Origin of the sequence: Nocardioides sp. TRM66260-LWL (assembly GCF_020075545.1) — a bacterium.
In the GTDB taxonomy this organism is placed as follows: Bacteria; Actinomycetota; Actinomycetes; order Propionibacteriales; family Nocardioidaceae; genus Nocardioides.
In genome coordinates, this window is record NZ_JAIQZK010000003.1 from 193,457 (window position 1) to 209,137 (window position 15,681).

At 75.8% G+C, this 15,681-nt stretch carries 15 protein-coding genes; 7 read left to right on the plus strand and 8 right to left on the minus strand.

What is annotated here, in order from left to right; genetic code table 11:
- The first annotated feature begins 7 nt into the window (after window positions 1-7).
- On the plus strand, window positions 8-1,048 hold the full coding sequence (locus K8Z61_RS10205; RefSeq protein ID WP_224129116.1) for a LacI family DNA-binding transcriptional regulator: 1,041 nt from the start codon (window positions 8-10) through the stop codon (window positions 1,046-1,048).
- 13 nt (window positions 1,049-1,061) lie between these two features.
- Here the strand turns inward: K8Z61_RS10205 and K8Z61_RS10210 are convergent, their stop codons facing one another.
- The 3 genes from K8Z61_RS10210 to K8Z61_RS10220 all read right to left on the minus strand — a co-directional run bounded on the left by K8Z61_RS10210 (window position 1,062) and on the right by K8Z61_RS10220 (window position 3,424).
- Complete coding sequence (locus K8Z61_RS10210; protein WP_224129118.1) at window positions 1,062-1,817, minus strand: class I SAM-dependent methyltransferase; 756 nt, start codon at window positions 1,815-1,817, stop codon at window positions 1,062-1,064.
- Window positions 1,818-1,844: 27 nt separating this feature from the next.
- The gene (locus K8Z61_RS10215; RefSeq protein WP_224129121.1) at window positions 1,845-2,483 is read right to left on the minus strand and encodes a VOC family protein; all 639 of its coding nucleotides are present in this window, start codon (window positions 2,481-2,483) and stop codon (window positions 1,845-1,847) included.
- 173 nt (window positions 2,484-2,656) lie between these two features.
- Complete coding sequence (locus tag K8Z61_RS10220; protein WP_224129123.1) at window positions 2,657-3,424, minus strand: hypothetical protein; 768 nt, start codon at window positions 3,422-3,424, stop codon at window positions 2,657-2,659.
- A gap of 39 nt (window positions 3,425-3,463) precedes the next feature.
- On the opposite strand from K8Z61_RS10220, the gene K8Z61_RS10225 reads away from it, so the two are divergent.
- Window positions 3,464-4,399: a Ppx/GppA phosphatase family protein gene (locus tag K8Z61_RS10225; protein ID WP_224129124.1), complete on the plus strand. Its 936-nt coding sequence runs from the start codon at window positions 3,464-3,466 to the stop codon at window positions 4,397-4,399.
- Between the two features lie 13 nt (window positions 4,400-4,412).
- On the plus strand, window positions 4,413-5,192 hold the full coding sequence (locus tag K8Z61_RS10230) for a sugar phosphate isomerase/epimerase (protein WP_224129125.1): 780 nt from the start codon (window positions 4,413-4,415) through the stop codon (window positions 5,190-5,192).
- 49 nt (window positions 5,193-5,241) lie between these two features.
- Here the strand turns inward: K8Z61_RS10230 and K8Z61_RS10235 are convergent, their stop codons facing one another.
- The 3 genes from K8Z61_RS10235 to K8Z61_RS10245 form a co-directional block, all read right to left on the minus strand.
- Window positions 5,242-6,255 carry an inorganic phosphate transporter gene (locus K8Z61_RS10235; RefSeq protein ID WP_224129127.1) on the minus strand — a complete coding sequence of 338 codons (1,014 nt, stop codon included), beginning with the start codon at window positions 6,253-6,255 and terminating at the stop codon, window positions 5,242-5,244.
- Between the two features lie 4 nt (window positions 6,256-6,259).
- Window positions 6,260-6,877, minus strand: a complete 618-nt coding sequence (locus K8Z61_RS10240) for a DUF47 domain-containing protein (RefSeq protein WP_224129129.1) — start codon at window positions 6,875-6,877, stop codon at window positions 6,260-6,262.
- Window positions 6,878-7,064: 187 nt separating this feature from the next.
- Window positions 7,065-9,224 (minus strand): RNA degradosome polyphosphate kinase, encoded by a 2,160-nt coding sequence (locus tag K8Z61_RS10245; protein WP_224129131.1) that lies wholly within the window; start codon window positions 9,222-9,224, stop codon window positions 7,065-7,067.
- 75 nt (window positions 9,225-9,299) lie between these two features.
- Between K8Z61_RS10245 and K8Z61_RS10250 the strand changes: the two genes are divergently transcribed.
- On the plus strand, window positions 9,300-10,379 hold the full coding sequence (locus K8Z61_RS10250; protein ID WP_224129133.1) for an alpha/beta hydrolase: 1,080 nt from the start codon (window positions 9,300-9,302) through the stop codon (window positions 10,377-10,379).
- 31 nt (window positions 10,380-10,410) lie between these two features.
- Here the strand turns inward: K8Z61_RS10250 and K8Z61_RS10255 are convergent, their stop codons facing one another.
- Together K8Z61_RS10255 and K8Z61_RS10260 are read right to left on the minus strand one after the other, a co-directional pair.
- Window positions 10,411-13,287, minus strand: coding sequence for a hypothetical protein (locus K8Z61_RS10255; RefSeq protein WP_224129135.1), 2,877 nt, complete (start codon window positions 13,285-13,287; stop codon window positions 10,411-10,413).
- A 40-nt stretch (window positions 13,288-13,327) separates the two neighbouring features.
- Entirely contained in the window at window positions 13,328-13,690 is a 363-nt protein-coding gene (locus tag K8Z61_RS10260) for a DsrE family protein (protein WP_224129137.1), read from the minus strand.
- A gap of 40 nt (window positions 13,691-13,730) precedes the next feature.
- On the opposite strand from K8Z61_RS10260, the gene K8Z61_RS10265 reads away from it, so the two are divergent.
- Genes K8Z61_RS10265 through K8Z61_RS10275 form a run of 3 tightly spaced genes read left to right on the plus strand, consistent with a single transcriptional unit; the run spans window position 13,731 to window position 15,634 of the window.
- Window positions 13,731-14,225: an FABP family protein gene (locus K8Z61_RS10265; protein WP_224129139.1), complete on the plus strand. Its 495-nt coding sequence runs from the start codon at window positions 13,731-13,733 to the stop codon at window positions 14,223-14,225.
- Window positions 14,226-14,228: 3 nt separating this feature from the next.
- Window positions 14,229-14,687: a Fur family transcriptional regulator gene (locus K8Z61_RS10270; protein ID WP_224129142.1), complete on the plus strand. Its 459-nt coding sequence runs from the start codon at window positions 14,229-14,231 to the stop codon at window positions 14,685-14,687.
- Window positions 14,684-15,634, plus strand: coding sequence for a folate-binding protein YgfZ (locus tag K8Z61_RS10275; RefSeq protein ID WP_224129144.1), 951 nt, complete (start codon window positions 14,684-14,686; stop codon window positions 15,632-15,634). Before K8Z61_RS10270 ends, K8Z61_RS10275 begins: the two co-directional genes overlap by 4 nt.
- Window positions 15,635-15,681: the final 47 nt, after the last annotated feature.

Below are 15,681 nucleotides of genomic sequence, written 5' to 3' on the forward strand. Positions count from 1 at the left end.
GCGCGCGGTGAGCGGTCCGACCCGCATCCCCGGACGCGTGCCGGCGGCTCCGCCGACCCTGGCCGACGTCGCCGAGCGGGCCGGCGTCTCGCGTCAGACGGTGTCGAACGCGGTCAACAACCCCGAGCTGCTGCGGCCCGACACCCTCACGCGCGTGCAGGAGGCGATCGCCGAGCTGGGCTACCTGCCCAACCGCGCCGCCCGCAACCTGCGCACCCGCTCGTCGCACCTGATCGGCCTGCGGTTCAGCCCCGCGCAGGAGGGCACGGCGAACGCGACGATGGACCGCTTCGTCCACTCCCTCGTCGAGACCTCCCGCGAGGCCGGCTACCACGTGCTGCTCTTCTCCGGGGACCCCCGCGACCCGCTGGCCGGCTACGACGACCTGCTCCGCTCGACGGCGGTCGACGCCTTCGTCGTCACCGACACCTACCTGGGCAACCCGCAGGCCCGGTGGCTGGAGACCCGGCGGGCGCCGTTCGTCGCCTTCGGGCGGCCCTGGGACAAGCCGGACGCCCCCCATGCGTGGGTCGACGTCGACGGCGCCGCCGGCTGCGAGCTGGCCACGACCCACCTGATCGAGCGCGGCCACCGGCGGATCGCCTGGATCGGCTGGCGCAAGGACTCCTGGATCGGCGAGGACCGCCGCGCCGGCTGGACCCGCGCCATGCGCGCCCACGGGCTGGCCACCACCGGTCTGGCCTCGCGGGTCGAGGACACCGTGCACAGCGGCCGCAGCGCCAGCGCGGTGCTGCTCGACGAGGCCGACCCCACGGCGTTCGTCTGCGCGTCCGACACCCTCGCGATGGGCGTGCTGCACACCCTCGAGGAGCGCGGGCGGACGCCGGGTCGCGACGTCGCGGTCGTCGGGTTCGACGACTCCCAGGTCGCCCAGGTGGTGCGGCCCGGGCTGACGTCGGTGCGCCAGCCGCTGGAGCAGGTGGCCGTGGAGATCGTCGAGGCGCTCTCGGGGCTGCTCGGGCACCCGCCGCGGCCCCCGCGTCAGGTGCTGCTGACCCCGACCCTGGCGCTGCGCGGCTCGTCCTGAGCGGACGCGCTGCTCAGAACGTGCGCCACCAGAGGTTGACCGCGTAGTCGACCTCGAGCCCGCCCGCCCCCGCCTGCTCGCCGTGGGCGGCGTGCTCGGCGAGGGCCTGCTCGGCCGCGGCGGGCGGGAGCTCGAGCCGGACGACGGCCTCGAGGTCCTCGGGACGCTCGAACCGCCAGCCCATGTCGATCTGTCGCCGGCTCCAGCCGTGCCGCGCCCAGAACCGCTCGATCGTCGACGGCTCGGGCAGGTGCGGGAAGCCGCGCCGGAACCAGTGGCCGAAGGTGGAGCGGGAGCCGTCGTTGTCGATGACGAACGCGACCCCGCCGCGACGCACCACGCGCTGCAGCTCGCGCAGGCCCGGCTCGCAGCCCGGGCCGAAGAAGTACGCCCAGCGCACGTGCACGACGTCGACCGCGCCGTCGGGCAGCGGGACGTCCTGGGCGGTGCCGGGAAGCAGGCTCACCCGTGCCGGGTCGGCGACCCGGCGACGCACCCGGCGGCGCGCGAGCGCGAGCAGGTCGGGATGCGGCTCGACGCCGACCACCCGCGCGGCCGCGCCGGGCTCGGCGGCCCAGCGGGGCAGGTGGAAGCCGGTGCCGCAGCCGAGGTCGAGCAGGGTGCGTCCGGACCAGTCGCCGAGCTCGCGCATCGCCGCCTCGAGGCGTCCGTGCGGGTCGGCGGCCCGGTTCTCGATCTCGTAGACGTCGGGGTGGTCCCAGATGTTCGGGCTGCGGACGGCGCCGCGCGGCAGCCGCGGCCCGCTCACGCGGGCCGCCGGGACGGCGTCACGGACTCAGAGACGGACGAGGCCGTTCGGGGTCTGGATCTGCGCGGCGATGATGCCGGGGGTGCCGTGCGGGGCGACCCACTCGACCTTGACGTCCTCCAGCGGCGCCTCGACCGACTCGCCGAGCCACTCGCTCACCCGCTGCGGGTCGCCGGCGATCTCGAGGCAGGCCAGCGAGAACTCGCCGGTGCTGCCCGAGCCGGGGTGCAGCTCGGCCGGCACCTCCCACTGGATGAAGTAGGGCAGCTGCGGGTCGGCGATCAGGCCGTTGATGCCGATCTGCTTCCAGCGCAGCTCGGCGCCGTCGGGACGGTGGCGGCTGCCCTTCGCGGCGGGACGGCCCAGGCGCGCCTCGGGCGTGGAGATGTCGTCGACCGCCACGGCCCAGCCCAGCCAGCCGCCGCCGAGGGCGCTGCGGGCGCGGACGGCCTGGCCGAAGGGGGCCTTGTCGGACGCCGGGTGGTCGAGCACCTCGACGATCTCGAGATAGGTGCCCGCCGCGAGCGGGAGGATGACGTTGCGGGTGCCGAACCGCGGGTGCACGCCGCCGTCGGCGAAGTCGGCGCCCAGGAGGCCGCCGATGCGGGCCGCGGTGCCGGCGAGTCCGTCGGGTCCGGCGGCGTAGGAGAGGTGGTCCAGGCGCATGCCTAGATTCTGAACACGTCCTGAGAGCGGCTCGACGCCGGGGTGCGGGTCTCTTGACGTCGAGAGGTTCGGTGGGGCGGGTGGGGTGCGTGGGATCGGCAGTTTCGGCGGTCGGCCGCCGAAACTTTCGCGGCGCGCGCCAGTTTCATCGGCCAGCCGATGAAACTGGCGGCCTACGCCCGCGGATCGGCCGGGTGCAGCGCGAGCAGCGAGCGCGAGCGCAGGTGCCGGTCGCAGTGGACGACCAGCTCGTCGTAGGCGGCCCGACCCATCAGCGCCACCAGCTCGGCGGCATGGGTGAGGTACACCGGCTCGGGGGCGACGTGGGCCTCGGTGTTGCCCGAGCAGTACCAGTCGAGGTCGTGGCCGCCCGGCCCCCAGCCGCGCCGGTCGTACTCGCCGATGCCGACCTCGGTGTAGGAGGTGCCGTCCATCCGCTCGACCTCGCGGAAGGTGCGGCGGATCGGCAGCTGCCAGCACACGTCGGGCTTGGTCTCCAGCGGGTGGCGTCCCTCCCGCAGGGCCAGGGCGTGCAGCGCGCAGCCTTCGCCGGCGGGGTGGTCGGCACGGTTGGCGAACACGCACGCCTGCTGGCCGTCGTCGTGCCGCGCGACGCGGGTCTTGCGCTCGCCGTCGTCGTCCATCTCGACCCAGTCGCGGGTGCGCACGGCGCGGCCGGGGTGCCGCTGCCACAGCTCGAGGGTGAGCCGGGCGACGAAGCCGGCGACGCGCGTCTCGTCGTCGCGGTCGGCGAAGTGGGCGCCGAGGGTGCAGCAGCCGACGTCGGGGGAGTCGGCGTAGATGCCGGCGCAGCCCGAGCCGAACACGCAGGCGTAGGACGAGGTGAGCCAGGTGAGGTCGCAGCGCAGCACCTCGGACTCGTCGTCGGGGTTGACGAACTCGACCCACGCGCGGGGGAAGTCCAGGCTCACTTCGGGCACCGCGTCACTGTACGCAGCCGCGGCCAGTACGTTGGGGTCATGCGCCTGGGCGTCCTCGACATCGGCTCGAACACGGGCCACCTGCTCGTCGTCGACGCCCACGGGGGCTCGGCCCCGCTGGCCGCGTCGTCCCACAAGGAGCCGCTGCGGCTGGCCGAGCACCTCGACGACGCCGGGGCGGTCACCCAGCTCGGCATCGACGCCCTCGTCCGCTTCGTCGCCGACGCGATCGTGGTGGCCGAGGACCGCGGCTGCGAGGAGATGCTCGCCTTCGCCACCTCCGCGGTGCGCGACGCCGTCAACAGCGACGACGTGCTGGCCCGCGTGCGCGAGCGCACGGGGCTGGAGCTCGGCGTGCTCTCCGGCGAGGACGAGGCCCGCCTGACGTTCCTCTCGGTGCGCCGCTGGTTCGGCTGGTCGGCCGGACGCCTGGCGGTCTTCGACATCGGCGGCGGCTCCCTGGAGATCGCGGCCGGCAGCGACGAGGCCCCGGACGTCGCGTGGTCGATGCCGCTGGGCGCGGCCCGGCTGGCGCGCGCCTACTTCGCCGACCGCAACCCCGGCGAGGAGCAGCTGCGCGAGCTGCGCAAGCGGATCCGCGCCGAGATCGCCCGCGACGCCGGCCAGTTGCTGCGCGGCGGCGCCCCGCACCGGGCGGCGGCGACGTCGAAGACCTTCCGCTCCCTGGCCCGCATCTGCGGCGCGGCGCCGTCCTCGGAGGGCCTGCTGGTGCCGCGCGCGCTGGAGCGGGCCGCCCTGGCCACCTGGATCCCGAAGCTGGCGACGATGGACCTCGCCGAGCTGGCCGGGCTGCCCGGCGTCTCGCCGTCGCGGGCGCACCAGATCGTGCCGGGCGCGCTCGTCGCCGAGGCGTGCATGGACATCTTCGACCTGCCCGCGCTGGAGATCTGCCCGTGGGCGCTGCGCGAGGGCGTCATCCTCGAGCGGATCGACCAGATCGGCGTGCTGGGCTGACCCGGCTCCCGTGATGACCCGCATCGGACTCTCCACCTCCTCCGCCTACCCGGAGTCGGCGGCCCACGCCTTCGCCTACGCCGCCGAGCTCGGCTACGACGCGGTCGAAGTGATGGTCGCCCTCGACCGGCTCAGCCAGGACCAGGTCGCCCTCGGCAAGCTCGCCGACCACCACGGCGTGCCGGTGTGCAGCGTCCACGCGCCGTGCCTGCTGTTCACCCAGCGGGTCTGGGGCACCGACCCGTGGGGCAAGCTCGAGCGGTCGGCCGAGATGGCCCACCACCTCGGCGCCGAGGTCGTCGTGGTGCACCCGCCGTTCCGCTGGCAGAAGGAGTACGCGCGCGGCTTCGTCGAGGGCATCGCCGCGCTGGAGGCCACCACCGGCCTGCGGTTCGCGGTCGAGAACATGTACCCGTGGCGGGCCTCGTCGCGCCGCGGCGTCGAGATGTACCTGCCGGGCTGGGATCCCTCGGACGAGCCGTACGCCAACACCACCATCGACCTCTCCCACGCCGCGATCGCCGGCGACGACGTCGTCGAGATGGCCCGACGCCTGGGGCCGCGGCTGCGGCACGTCCACCTCACCGACGGCACCGGCTCGGTCAAGGACGAGCACCTGGTGCCGGGGCGCGGCGTCATGAACGCCGACGGGTTCCTGCGCCACCTCGCCGGCAGCGGGTTCGAGGGCGACGTCGTGCTCGAGATCAACACCCGGCGCTGCGCCGACCGGGGCGAGCGGCTGGCCGACCTGCGCGAGTCGCTGGAGTTCGCCCGCGAGCACCTCGCCGGCTGACGTCGGCGCGCGGGGCCGGAGGGGGCGTCGGGCCGCAGGGCCCGGACGGTCAGCCGAGGACGAGGCCCAGCGCGCACCACATCGCGGCGGCCCCGAGCGCGGCCGCCGGCACGGTGACCACCCAGGCGAGCAGGATCCGTCGTGCGAGGCGCCAGCGCACCGCCGAGAGCCGGGTCGTCGAGCCGGCGCCGACGACGGCAGCGGTGAGGGTGTGCGTCGTGGAGACGGGGGCGTCGAAGGCGACCCCCGCGGTGTAGAGCACGCCGGCGGCGACGGTCTCGGCGGCGAACCCGCGGGCCGGGTCGAGATCGACCAGGCGTCGGCCCAGGGTGCGCATGATCCGCCAGCCCCCGCTGAGCGTGCCGGCCGCCAGGGCCAGCGCGACCAGGGAGATCACCCAGACCGGGAGGTCGGCGGAGTCCTCGGTGGTGCCCATCGAGTAGCCGCCCGCCAGCATAGCCAGGACGATGACCGCCGCCGACTTCTGGGCGTCCTGCAGGCCGTGGCCGAGCGCCACGGCGGCCGCCGAGACCGTCTGCGCGACGCGGAAGCCGCGCTGCGTGCGGTGCAGCGGCCGGTTCCGGAAGACCCACAGCAGCGCCACCATGAGGCCCGCGGCCCCCAGCAGGCCGACGAGCGGCGAGGCGACCATCGCGACCAGGACGGTCTCGCGGACGACGTCCCAGCGCACCGTCGCCCCCGCCGCGAGAGCCGCGCCGGCCAGCCCGCCCAGCAGCGCGTAGGACGACGAGGACGGCAGCCCCGCGCGCCAGGTGAGGAGGTTCCAGGCGATCGCGCCGAGCAGCGCGGCCAGCAGCAGTCGCAGCCCGGCCTCGCCGTCGGGCGGCACGACGACCGAGGCGACGGTCGCCGCCACGCCCTGCCCGAGGAAGGCGCCGACGAGGTTCATCACCGCGGCCATCGCGAGCGCGATGCGGGGCGTCAGCGCGCGCGTGGCCACCGAGGTCGCGACCGCGGTGGAGGCGTCGTGGAAGCCGTTGGTGTAGGCGAACCCGAGCGCGACGACGATGGTGACGACGGTGAGGAGGACGAGGGGATCCACCTCGTCAGGTCTCCTTGACGGCGATCTGCTCCACGATCGTCGCGACCCGCTCGAAGGCGTCGATCGCGCTCTCCATCGACTCCGCGATGTCCTTGAGCTTCAGCACCTCGAGCGCCTTGTACTCGCCGGAGAACAGGTGGGCGAGGATCCGTCGGTGGTTGCGGTCGCCCTCGTTCTCGAGCCGGTTGATCTCGATCCAGAACTCCTCCATGGCGGCCGGCGTGCGCAGCCGCGGCATCGAGGCCGCCGTCAGCTCCGCGCAGCGCTGGAGCACCTCGACCTGGCCCGAGAGCTGGGTCGGCAGCACCTTCACCTCGTAGAGCAGGATCATCTCGACGGCCTCGTCGAGGTGGTCCATGACGTCGTCGAGCGCCGAGCCCAGCGCGTAGACGTCCTCGCGGTCGAAGGGCGTCACGAAGCTCGAGGTGGCCCGCTTGAACAGGCTGTGGGCGGTCTCGTCGGCGGCGTGCTCGGCGTCGCGCATCGCGGCCGCCACCTCGGCGTTGTGCTCGCGGTCGCCGAGCATCTGCGCCAGCAGCGAGGCACCGGTGACCAGGTGCTCGGCGGACGCGGTCAGCAGGTCGTAGAACGACGAGTCGACCGGCCGGAAGCGCAGACCCACGGAAGAGCTCCTGTTGAGGCGGGGGCGAGGCGGAGATGAACCGGGGGTCACTCTAGGCGGGCCACTGTGGACGGACGCAACCGTCCGACGGCTCGCCCCGTCGCCCAGTGACCCCGGCCACGCCGTGGAGCCCTGGGTCGCTGCCCGGTCGCTGCCCGGTCGCTGCCCGGTCGCTGCCGGGTCGGCGTCAGGCCTGCGCGCTCCGGCGCGAGCGCTGCCGCTCGATCAGCGCCGCCTGCAGGTCGACCTCGCCGCCGTTGCGGGACCAGCTGCCCTCGGCGTCGAGCAGCCAGGCCGAGGTGTCGGGGGCGAACGCGAGGTCGAGCAGCTCGCGCACCGGGCCGCGGGTCGACTCGCCGGGCAGGCGCACCAGCACCTCGACGCGACGGTCGAGGTTGCGGTGCATCATGTCGGCCGACCCGATCCACGCCTCCGGCTCGCCGCCGTTCTCGACGTCGAAGACGCGGCTGTGCTCGAGGAAGCGGCCGAGGATCGAGCGCACCTCGACGTTCTCGCTCAGGCCCGGGACCCCCGGCCGCAGCGCGCAGATGCCGCGCACCAGCAGCTGCACCGGCACGCCCTCCTGGGAGGCCAGGTAGAGGGCGTCGATGACCGCCTCGTCGACCACGCTGTTGGCCTTGAGCCGGATGCGTGCCGGGCGGCCGGCGCGGTGGTGCGCGATCTCGCGGTGGATGCGCTCGACCAGGCCCGTGCGGACGTTGTCGGGCGCCACGAGCAGCTCCTCGTAGGAGGCGTTGCGCGACCAGCCCGAGAGGTTGTTGAACAGGTGGGCGACGTCCTCGCCGATCCGCTCGTTCGTGGTGATCAGCCCGAGGTCCTCGTACATGCGCGAGGTCTTCGGGTTGTAGTTGCCGGTGCCGATGTGGGTGTAGCGGCGGATGCCGTCGGGCTCCTGCCGCACGACCATCGAGAGCTTGCAGTGGGTCTTGAGCCCCACCAGGCCGTAGACGACGTGGCAGCCGGCCTGCTCGAGCTTGCGCGCCCAGCGGATGTTCGCCTCCTCGTCGAAGCGCGCCTTGATCTCGACGATCACCAGCACCTGCTTGCCGGCCTCGGCGGCGTCGATGAGGGCGTCGATGATCGGGGAGTCGCCGGACGTGCGGTAGAGGGTCTGCTTGATCGCCAGCACGTGACGGTCGGCGGCCGCCTGCTCGATGAACCGCTGCACCGAGGTGGAGAAGGAGTCGTACGGATGGTGCAGCAGCACGTCGTGACGCCGCGCGGCCTTGAAGACGTCGACCGGCTTGGCCGACTCGACCTCGGCGAGCCGCGGGTGGGTGGTCGGGACGAAGGCCGGGTACTTCAGCTCCGCGCGGTCGAGGTCGGCGATGCCGTGCAAACCGCGCAGGTCGAGCGGGCCGGGCAGCCGGAAGACCTCGGCCTCGCCGATGCCGAGCTCGGTGACCAGCAGGTCGAGCACGGCGTCGGAGATCGACTCCTCGACCTCCAGGCGCACCGGCGGGCCGAACCGGCGGCGCAGCAGCTCCTTCTCGAGCGCGGTGAGGAGGTTCTCGGCGTCGTCCTCCTCGACCTCGAGGTCCTCGTTGCGGGTGACCCGGAAGGTGTGCACCTCGACGATGCTCATGCCGGGGAACAGCTTCTTCAGGTGCTCGCGGATGACGTCCTCGAGCGGGACGAACCGGTCGTTGCCGACGGGCACGAAGCGGCTGAAGATCGGCGGCACCTTGACCCGGGCGAAGTGCTCCTTGCCCGAGCGGGGGTTCTCGATGACGACGGCCAGGTTGAGCGAGAGCCCCGAGATGTAGGGGAACGGGTGGGCGGGGTCGACCGCGAGCGGGGTGAGCACGGGGAAGATGCGCTCCTTGAACAGCCGCTTGCAGGTGCGCTGCTCGTCGCTGGTGAGCTCCTCCCAGCGGACGAGGTCGATGCCGCTCTCGGTGAGCGCGGGCCGCAGCTGGTCGTGCAGCACCCGGGCGTGGCGGGCGCTGAGTTCGGCGGCGGTCGCCCAGATCCGGTCGAGCACCTCGCGGGGCATCAGGCCGGACGCCGCGCGCACCGCGAGGCCGGCGGCGATGCGCCGCTTCAGGCCCGCCACCCGCACCATGAAGAACTCGTCGAGGTTGCTGGCGAAGATCGCCAGGAACCGGGCGCGCTCGAGCAGCGGCAGCGAGGGGTCCTCGGCCAGCTCGAGCACCCGCTCGTTGAACCGCAGCCACGACAGCTCGCGGTCGAGGAACCGGTCGTCGAACCGCTCGACGGCGGCGAGCGCGGCGTCGTCCGGCTCGTAGGGGGGCTCGACGTCGAAGCTCTCGTGCGGGGGGCCGTCGGGGTTGTGGGCGGCGTCGGCGGTGAGCTCGGCGGTCATGCCCGGCATCCTTCCACCGATCGGTGAACGGTCGGTGTCACCCGGACGTGGCCCCGCGGGCTAGGTTGACGACCCGTGAGCAGCCCTCGTCCCGGCACCCGGCCGTCCCCGCCCCTCGCCGCCCTCCAGCAGGTGCGCGGCCGCGTCGAGCAGGCGGTGTTCGCCGGGGTCATGGGGCTGCCCGAGCCGGTGCAGCGCCGCCTGGCGGGCCGCCCGGTCGTCCGCGACGGCCAGACGCTGGCCGCGGAGACCCAGCTGATGCTGCGGCTGCAGAGGGTCAGCGGCATCCCCGCCGTCGAGACCCTGCCGATCCCGCAGGGCCGCGTCGCGCTGCTGCACCAGAGCCGCCTCGCCGGCGGCGCCCTGTCGATCGCGGAGACCCGCGACCTCGAGGTGGCCGGGATGCCGGCCCGGCTCTACCGGCCGAGCGGGCTGGGCCGCGGCCAGGTCGGCCCGCTGCTGCTGTTCGTGCACGGCGGCGGGTTCGTCTACGGCGACCTCGACTCCCACGACGCCCCCTGCCGGCTGCTCGCGGAGCGGGCCGGCGTCCGCGTGCTGGCCGTCGACTACCGGCTCGCGCCCGAGCACCCGTTCCCCGCCGCGTGCGACGACGCGGTCGCCGCGTTCCGCTGGGTCGTGGAGCACGCCGCCGAGCTGCACGCCGACCCTGCGCGGCTCGCCGTCGGCGGCGACTCCGCGGGGGGCAACCTGGCGGCCAACGTCGCCCTGGCCGCGGCGCGGGAGGGGCTGCCGCTGGCCTTCCAGCTGCTGGTCTACCCGACCACCGACGCGGTGCACGACACCGACTCGGCCCGCCGGTTCAACGAGGGGTTCTTCCTCTCCCAGCGGTTCATGGACGTCGCCTCCGACTCCTACATCCCCGCCGACGCCGACCCCGCCGAGGAGCGGCTCTCGCCGCTGAACGCCGAGATCCCCGACGGGCTCGCGCCCGCCTACCTGTGCACCGCGGGCTTCGACCCGCTGCGCGACGAGGGGGAGGCCTACGCGCGCCGGCTCTCCGACGCCGGCGTCGAGGTGCGGCTGCAGCGCTTCCCCGACCAGATCCACGGCTTCCTGAACGTCGTCGGCGTGGGTCGGCGCTCCCGGGCCTGCGTGCTCGAGATCGCCGACGCCCTGCGCGCCGGGCTCGCCTGAGTCAGGCGGCCGGTCGAGCCGCTGGCCGGGCTCAGAGCTCGGGTCGCCAGCGTCGTAGCTCGCGGGTGAACGCCTGCGGGTCGACCATGCGGCGGTCGACGACCACCGCCGGCAGGCTGCGGCGCAGGAAGCGCACCTCCCAGCCGGACGAGCCCGGCTCGCCGCGCACCTCGATGCGGGTGCTCGGGCTGTAGAGGTCGAAGCGGTGCCGGCTGTCGCCGTGCACGATCTCGACGACGCCGGCGTCGTCGACCCGCACCCGACCGCGCCGCCCGCGGCGGCCCGGCAGGGGCACCAGGACCAGGAGCAGCAGCACGGCCGCGACGCCACCGGCGGCGTAGACCAGCGGTGCCGTGGGCCGGTCGGTGACGGCCGTGGCGCCGGCGGCGACGGCCGCCAGCAGCGCCAGCACGAGAGCGACGGCCCGCAGCGCGGCGCGTCCGGGGGCGCCGCCGAGGTCGAGGGACTCCGCCGCGGCGGGGCGCGCGGTGCTGTCGAGCACCGAGGGACGCGGTCGGGTCGGCTCCTCGGCCAGCGCACGGCTCAGCTCGGTCGGGGGCGGCGTCGGGAGGTCGGCCGGCCGGCGGGCGCTCACGGACCCGGATTCGGACGCCGACTCCGACCCGGCTCCGGCGCTGGCGGAGCGGGGAGCGGCCGGCGTCGGTGGCTGCGGCTCGACGGCGGCGGCCGTCGGCTCCGGGACGCGCGGCTCGCGGGTGCGCTCCTGCACCGGTGCGGGCACCGGGGCCTCGGCGCGCGACGGCTGCTGCCGCGCGGAGGGCCGACGCAGGCCCCGGGTGGTGGCGGACGCGGAGGGCTCGCCGCCCTCGACCGCGGCCTCGGTGAGCGCGGCGAGCCGCTCGGCCAGCTCGGCGGCACGCTGCTCGGCGACCAGCCGCTCCTGGTTGGCGAGCTCGACGAGCTCGGTGGAGCGGCGCACCGACGACTCGACGGCCTGGCGGTCGATGGCCCGCTGGGCGGCCTCGGCCTCGGCGGCGGCCCGGGCCTCCGACTCGCGGACGACCGCCTGCTCGGCCTCGGCCCGCGCCTCGAGCGCCGCGCGGAGCTGGTCGAGCGCCTCGGTGGTGCGGCGCTCGGCGGCGTCGCGGTCGGCGGCGCTGCGGGCGGCCTGCTCGGCGAGCTCGACGGCCTGCCGCTCGGCGCCCTCGCGGGCCTCGACGGCGGCCTGCAGGGCGGCCTCGGCGGCGGCCCGGGCGGACTCGGCGGCCTCGGCCCGGCGGCCGGCGTCGGCGGCCGCCTGCTCGGCGGCCAGGCGCGCCTCGACGGCGGCGCGGGTCTCCTCGGCCCGCTCGCCCGCGGCGCGGTGCGCGGCGGCGGCCTGACCGGCGGCCAGGCCGGCGGCCGCGGTCTGCGCGACGGCGTGCTGCTCGGCCTCGGCGAGGGCGGTGCGGGTGGCCTCGACGCGCTGCTCGGCGTCGGCCTCGGCTGCGGCGGCTCGGGCGCGCGCCTGCTCCTCGGTGCGGGCGGCCTCGGCGCGGGCGGCCTCGATGCGCTGCTCGGCCTCCGCGTCCGCCGCCGCCATCCGCGCCAGGGCGGCGGCCTCGGCGTCGGCGATCCGCAGCGCGGCGGAGCGGTCGGCGTCCTCCCGGGCCCGGACGGCGGACTCGGCGTCGGCGAGGGCGCGGCGGGCGGCGTCCTCGGCCTCGCGACGGGCGGCGTGGGCGGCGTCGGCGAGGCGGGCCTGCTCGGCGGCGGCGCGCTCGGCCTGCTCGCGCAGGTCGGCCTGCTCGGCGACGCGCTGCTCGGCGGCGGCGCGGGCCTCGGCCTGCTCGGCGGCGGCGCGGTCGGCTGCGGCGCGCGCCTGCTCGGCGTCCTCGGCGGCCCGGCGGGCGGCCAGACCCGCCTGCTCCGCGGTCTCACGGTCGCGAGCGGCGCGGGCGGCCGCCTCGTGGGCCTCGGCGGCGCTGGTCTCGGCGTCGGCGCGACGTCGCTCGGCCTCGGCGGCCCGGGCGATCGCCTCGGCGACCGCGGTCTCGGCGGCGGCGCGGGCCTCCAACGCGGCGGCCAGCTCGACGGCCGCCCGGACGCCCGCCTCCTCCGCGGCGGCGCGCGCGGCGGCGTGCTCGGCGGCGACCCGATCGGCCTCGGCGCGGGCGTCGGCCGCCTCACGCACCCGCTCGGCGGCGGCGGCGTCCGAGGCACGTCGGGCGTCGTGGGCCGCGATCGCGGCCTCCTGGGCGTGCCGCGCGGTCTCGTCGGCGACCCGGCGGGCGTCGACCGCCTCCTGCGCGGCGCGGGCGGCGTCGGCCGCGGCGCGCTCGGCGTCCGCGCGGGCGGCGACGAGCTCGGTGACCCGCTCCTGCTCGATCCGGGCGTCGTCCTGGGCGAGGCGGCGGGCGTCCTCGGCGCGCGCGGCGTGCTCGGCGAGTGCGGCGACGCGGTCCTCGACGGCGGCGCGGGACTCGGCCTGGGCGGTGGCCGCCTCCTCGGCGGCCCGGCGGGCGCGCTCGGCCTCCTCGGCGGCCCGGCGGGCCTCGTCCAGGGCGCGGGCGCTGGCGGCGGCGGCCTCGACGGCGGCCGCGAGCTCCTCCTGGTGGCGGGCCAGCACGGCCTGCGCCGCGGCGAGGGCGGAGTCGGCCTCGGCGGCGCGCCGGGACTGCTCGGCCGCGGCCGCGTCGGCCTCGGCCCGGGCCAGCGCCGCGGTGCGGGCGGACTCCTCGGCCACCAGCCGCTCCGCGGCCTGCTCGGCGGCGGCCCGCTCGGCCAGGCCGCGCAGCCGGGCGGCCTGCTCCGCCGCGACGGCCTGCTCGCTCGCGCGCCGCTCGAGGTCGTCGAGGTCGAACGGCGGGACGTCGGCCTGCGGCACCGCGGCGTCCGGCTCGTGGCGACGGCGCCAGCGACGCCCGGAGGCGTCCCCGGGGGGCGGGTTGCGGTCGGCGCTGCTCATCGGGGGCACCCTACCCACCGCGCGCCGTCGTCCGGAGCGCTCAGTAGACGAGCGCCTGGACGCCGTCGGCGAGGACCTCCTCGGCGAAGGCCGCCGCTCCCGCGACCCGCACGCCAGGCCGCACGTCGTCCGGCGTGATCCCGCGGCGGGTGGCGCACTGGGTGCACACGGTGACCCGGCCGCCGGCCAGGACCGCCTGCAGGAGGTCCTCCACCGGGCTGGCGTGGGCCAGGCCCAGGTCGGGGCCGCGTCCGGCCACCGCCCAGGCGGCGGCCTCCCCGGTGAGCCACAGCGACACCTCGGCGCCCGAGGCGACCGCGGCGGCCGCGACGGTGACCGCCTGGTTGGCGCGCTCGGGGTCGTCCTGGGCGCAGGTGACCTTGACGACGAGGGCTCGCGGCATGGGCCCGAGGCTAGTCGGCGCGCCGCACTAGGCTGCGGCCGTGGCCTTCACGATCCCGTCCAACCTCCACCCGAACTGCGGCCCGGTCGCCTGGCTGCTGGGCACATGGGCCGGCAACGGACACGGCGACTACCCGTCGATCGAGCCGTTCCAGTTCGGCCAGGAGCTGGTCTTCCAGCAGGACGGCCGTCCGTTCCTCCACTACTTGTCCCGCTCCTGGATCGTCGACGAGTCCGGCGCGACCGTCCGCGAGGCGGCGCAGGAGACCGGCTTCCTGCGCTGCCTGCCCGAGGGCCGCCTCGAGCTCGTGCTCAGCCACAGCACCGGCCTGAGCGAGATCTGGTACGGCCAGGCCGAGGGCGGCAAGCTCGAGCTGCGCACCGCCGGCGTGGGGTTCACCGAGACCGCCAAGGAGGTCACCGGCGGCCACCGCCTCTACGGCAACGTCGAGGGCGACCTCCTCTACGCCTACGACATGGCCGCCGGCGAGCACGAGCTCCAGCCCCACCTGTGGGCCCGGCTGCAGAGGCGCTGAGCCGTGCGCGAGGAGCTGCGCGCGCGCCTGCGCGACTCCGGGCTGCGGCTCACCCCCCAGCGCGAGCTGATCCTCGACGCCGTCCAGCACCTCGGCCACGCGACGCCCGACGAGGTGCTCGCCCACGTGCGCACCACGTCGTCGGCCGTCAACCTCTCCACGGTCTACCGCACCCTGGAGGTCCTCGAGGACGTTGGCCTGATCCGGCACGCCCACCTCGCCGACCGGGCGCCCACCTACCACGCCGTCACCGACCACGAGCACTTCCACCTGGTCTGCCGGAATTGCGGCCGGACGATCTCCGTTGACACACACGTCGCGCGCGGCTTCGCGGCCCGGCTGCGGGAGCTGCACGGCTTCGAGGCCGACCTGCCGCACCTGACGGTGTTCGGCACCTGCTGCGCGGCCGACCCGTCCGATCACCCCGACCACCCCGACCCCGATCCCGGGAGCCACGCATGAGCGCCACCCGCCCGTCCCCGCTGCTCGACCTGCCCGGCGCCGTCGCGGGCGACGGTCGCGACGCCGGCGTCGCCGCCCACTACGGCTCGTTCAACGGCGAGCAGCGCACGCTGGAGTCGGGTGCCGGCTTCGTCGACCTCTCGCATCGCGACGTCGTGCGGATCAGCGGCCCCGACCGACTCACCTGGCTGCACGCGCTGACCTCCCAGCACCTGCTCGAGCTCGCCCCCGGGCAGTGGACCTCGGCGCTGATCCTCGACCCGCAGGGGCACGTCGAGCACGCCTTCGAGGGCGTCGACGACGGCACGGCGCTCACCGTCCACACCGAGCCCGGCGCCGCCGTCGCGCTGCTGGGCTTCCTCGAGCGGATGGTCTTCATGAGCCGCGTCGAGCTGGCCGACGTCTCCGACGAGCTCGCCGTCATGTGGCGGCCGGCGCTCGACGCCCCGGGCTACGAGTACGTGCCGCGCGCCGAGCTGGCCGCCTACGCCCGCGCCGCGGAGCCGGCGTGCGGTCTGTGGGCGTACGAGGCGCTGCGGATCGCCCGCGGGGTGCCGCGGCTCGGGCTCGACACCGACGCCCGCACCATCCCCAACGAGGCCGGCTGGATCGGCTCGGCGGTGCACCTCGACAAGGGCTGCTACCGCGGTCAGGAGACCGTCGCGCGCGTCCACACCCTCGGCCGCCCCCCGCGTCGGCTCACGCTGCTCCACCTCGACGGCACCGAGAACCGCCTCCCCGCCGTCGGCTCCCCGCTGACGCTCGAGGGCCGCGCCGTCGGCGTCGTCGGCACCTCCGCTCGCCACCACGAGCTCGGCCCGATCGCGCTCGGGCTGGTCAAGCGCAACGTCCCCCTCGACGCCGTGCTCGACGTCGACGGCATGCCCGCCGCCCAGGAGGTCGTGGTCGACCCCGACGTGGGGCTGCACGTGCGGCCGCTGCGCTGAGGCGCGTGCGGGCAGGTTTCCCCGGATATCCGGGGAAACCGGACGTT